At 68.9% G+C, this 3,654-nt stretch carries 4 protein-coding genes; all 4 read right to left on the bottom strand.

The annotated features are described in order from the left end of the window. Positions 1-1,106: FAD-binding oxidoreductase (locus ABZW74_RS24220; RefSeq protein ID WP_355280022.1), on the bottom strand; the 1,106-nt coding region annotated here is incomplete at its 3' end. 3 nt (positions 1,107-1,109) lie between these two features. Next, a complete protein-coding gene (locus tag ABZW74_RS24225; protein WP_355280025.1) occupies positions 1,110-1,658 on the bottom strand; it encodes a TetR family transcriptional regulator in 549 nt (182 codons plus the stop codon). Between the two features lie 46 nt (positions 1,659-1,704). Further along, a complete protein-coding gene (locus ABZW74_RS24230) occupies positions 1,705-2,352 on the bottom strand; it encodes a hypothetical protein (RefSeq protein WP_240860608.1) in 648 nt (215 codons plus the stop codon). A gap of 68 nt (positions 2,353-2,420) precedes the next feature. Continuing rightward, positions 2,421-3,392, bottom strand: coding sequence for a DMT family transporter (locus ABZW74_RS24235; RefSeq protein WP_355280028.1), 972 nt, complete (start codon positions 3,390-3,392; stop codon positions 2,421-2,423). Positions 3,393-3,654 lie beyond the last annotated feature (262 nt).

The following is a 3,654-nucleotide window of genomic DNA, read 5'->3' on the forward strand; positions in this document are numbered from 1 at the left end:
GTGAGGAGCGCGGCGGCCGCGGCGCGACGCCACCGGACGTCGTCGGGCCCGCCTTCGAAGCCGGTGATCGCCAGGCAGCCGGACGATTCGCCGCCGAGCCGGTCGGGATCGGCGAGGTTGAGGGCGGTCTCGACCTCGTCGGAGAGCCGTAGAACCGTCGGCAGCGGACCGTCCTGGGCCAGGCGTCGGAGGGCACGTGCACCGTCGTCGAAGGAAGCGAATCGCCACCCCTCGAAGACCCGCACCGCGGGGAGTGGGTGAATGCGCAGCCGCACCCGGGTGATCACCCCGAGCACCCCCTCCGATCCGAGAACGAGCTGTCGAAGATCCGGTCCCGCAGCCGATTTGGGTGCGGTACCGAGTTCGATGGTGCCACGCGGGGTGGCCAGCACCAGGCCTTCGACCATCTCGTCGAAGCGTCCGTAGCCGGCCGACGACTGGCCCGCGGACCGTGTCGCGGCATATCCGCCGATCCCCGCCCCCTCGTAGGACTGCGGGAAGTGGCCGAGGGTGAATCCGCGCGCACGCAAACCCATCTCGGCGTCGGTGCCACGGATTCCGGCCTCGAACGTTGCGGTCCGGGAGATCTCGTCGACCTCGACGAGACGGTTCATCCGACGCAGATCGATGCACACCACACCGTCGAGGCCGGAACGCTCGGGTTCGAGACCACCCACCACCGACGTGCCGCCGGTGAACGGGACCGCCGCGAGCCGATGGTCGGTGCACAGCGCCAGGATGTCGAGCACCTCGTCGTGGCTGCCCGGGAAGACGACGACGTCGGGGGCCGCGCTGACGTCGCCGGCGCGCAGCCGCAGCAGGTCGGGGGTCGAGAAGCCACGCGTGTGCTGGACGCGCTCACCGGAATCGACGACGACGTGGTCGGCCCCGAGCAGCTCGGCGAGTGCGGTTCGGGCGGCGTCGGGGATGGTGGATTCCGGTACCGGGATGTGGTCCGGGTCGACGCCTCGATCGGTTGATCCACCGGCGGTGAGGGCTTGCGCGGCGTCGGGCAGGTGACCGGGATTGTCGGGGTCACCCCAGCGGGGTCGGTGCATCCGCACCGTCGCCAGATCGGTCTCGTCTGTCGCGGTCTCGTCGGACATCTGCTATTTCACGATCGCGCGAACCACCAGATCGGCGATCTCGTCGTCGGTGAGGGCGGTGTCGGGGATGAGCATCAGCGAGTAGATGGTGCGCACGAGGAACTCGGCAGCGCCGCGGGGATTCGGCGTCAGCTGGTCGCCGATCTGCGGCTCGATGTCGGGCAGGGTCTCGTTGACGATCTGGTGGATCAGCGTCGGGCCGCTGCCGGTCGAGGTTGCGACGAGCGCGCCGACGACCTCCTCCGGCTCGTTGCGCAGCACGTACTGCAGCGCCTCGTGCTCGCGAATGTAGGGCAGCACGTTTCTCACCTGAGCACGGACCTTGCCGGCCGCGTCGGACTCGGCGTCGGACCATTCGCGCAGCTTGACCCGCAGCAGCGAGACCTCGCGTTCGACGATCGCCGCGACCAGCGCGTCGCGACCGCCGAACATCCGGTAAGCGGTCGCACGTGCCACCCCCGCATGCCGCGCGACCGAGGTGAGGCTGAGTGCCTTGGCGCCGAAGCGCGACACCATCGCCACGCCGACGTCCACCATGCGGTCACGATCCATAGGAGAAACCGTATCCAACCGTTCGCGGCGCGCGTACCGCGGCCGGTCAGGAAGCAGTCGTGGTGGTTGTCGTCGTGGTGGTGTTGTGGGGTCGCGGGTTCGACGTCTGTGGTCGCGGCGCGCCGGTGGGCCGGACCGTCGTGGTCGTGGTGGTTGTCGTCGGGGTCGGGATCGGGTGGGTGTTACGCGTCGGACGGCCCTCGGGCGGCCGTTGACGCGTGGGCGGTCGGTGGTGCGTCGTGGTCGGGCGCTTCGGCGGAGTGAACGTCGGCCGCGGCGGGGCGACCGTGAACCGCACCCGGCGGTCCACCTCGGGGTAGCCCCGCGTCAGGCTTCGGCACGACACGAGGAACGAGCGCGGCACCCTCGGGGTGAGGCCGGCCGACACGCTTCCGCGGCGACCGGGGCCGAGGATGGTCGAGTCCAGCGGGTACTGCCGGCCTGCCGAGAACAGGTCACAGCGCACCGGAGTGCGTCGATATCCGTTGTTACGCAAGAAGATCACCACGGTGTTGCGATCGGCCACGTAACTGCACGATGGGGCGGGGCCGCGGCCGGCGAACTGACCACAGTATTGCGGCCTCGGTGGTGGCGGTGCCGCGTCGGACGACGATGTGCCGACGATCGCCACGGTGCCCGCGGCACCTGTCGCGAGGGCGACGCCGACGATGATGCCGGTGGTGAGCTTGCGCATGTGTAGGGCTCCTCGGCCGATGACGGGTTGTCTCGCGCGGTCGACCCCCCGACGCCGCGCACTGAAGATTACCCGTCCCCACGTCCTCGGCTCAATGAAATGCGGCTGCTCAATGGAAGGAAGCGACGGGGAATGAAGCGACGGGGAATCAGATTGCGCGTGATGGCGACCCCGACGAGGCACAGCGCCCCGCCGATCAGCCCGGCCGTGGTCGGCAGTTCGCCGAGGAACAACCACGACATACCCACAACGATCGCCGGAACCACCAGGGTGGTCGCGGCCATGGTGCTCGCACGAGTACGGGCCAGCGCATATGCCCAGGTCGTGAAGGCAATCGCGGTGGGGCCCACGCCGAGGTAGATCAGCCACCACACCTCGGCAGTCTCGGCGCCGGCGAGTTCGGAGTAGGCGGTGGGGGCAAAAGGCAGCGTCACCACGAGACCGGCAAGCGCACCCAGCCACGTGGCGGTGAGGGCGTCGACGGTGTGCAGCGCCTCCTTCTGCAACAAGACGCCCATCGCGTAGAGGACCGCGGTCGCAAGGCCGAGCACGATGCCGAGCCAATCCGCGTGCGCACCGTTCGACGCCGACGGCCCCACCGCGATGAGCACCACACCCGAGAACGCGAGCGTCATGCCGACCACGAGGCCGCGCGGGAACCCGTCGCCCATGAATGCGCCCGCGTACACGGCCACCATGATCGGGGCCAGATTCACCAGCAGGGCGGCAGTGCCCGCGTCGAGGTGCTGCTCAGCCCAGTTGAGCAGCACCGTGTACAGCGCGAACCACGCGACGCCGTAAGCGATCACGAGTACGAGCGCACGGCCCCGCGGGAACCACGGTGTGCCGCGGGTGCGCCACCGCACCGCGATGAGGATCACCGTCAACGGCACGACAGCGGCCAACAGCCGGCCGAATGCCATCGACCCCGGCGAGAACGTGTCACCGAGCGCGCGGATCGCGACGAAGGCCGACGCCCACAGCACCACCGTCACGAGCGCGGCGACAGACGGCAACAAGCGGGAGGTCATGTGCGCCATTGAAACCGACAGCACCGGGTGCCGTCGACTGGTGGCCCAGCAAGATGACTGAGATCGGGCCTGTGAGGGTGTTCCTCCGGGAATATCCCGAAGCTCGGGCCCTGAGCGGCCCGATCTCAGTCACACCGCTGAGGGCGCCAAAAGTAGGGGATGAAAACTCGTCCCCTGGCGGATTCAGGCGGTGGATGCAACAGGACCTGATTCGGATCCTGACGGTGGTGAGTTTAGTAGCTCGTCGAGTTTTTCGGCGGGGCTGGCCCAC

Origin of the sequence: Gordonia sp. NPDC003585 (assembly GCF_040610755.1) — a bacterium.
Taxonomy (GTDB): Bacteria; Actinomycetota; Actinomycetes; order Mycobacteriales; family Mycobacteriaceae; genus Gordonia.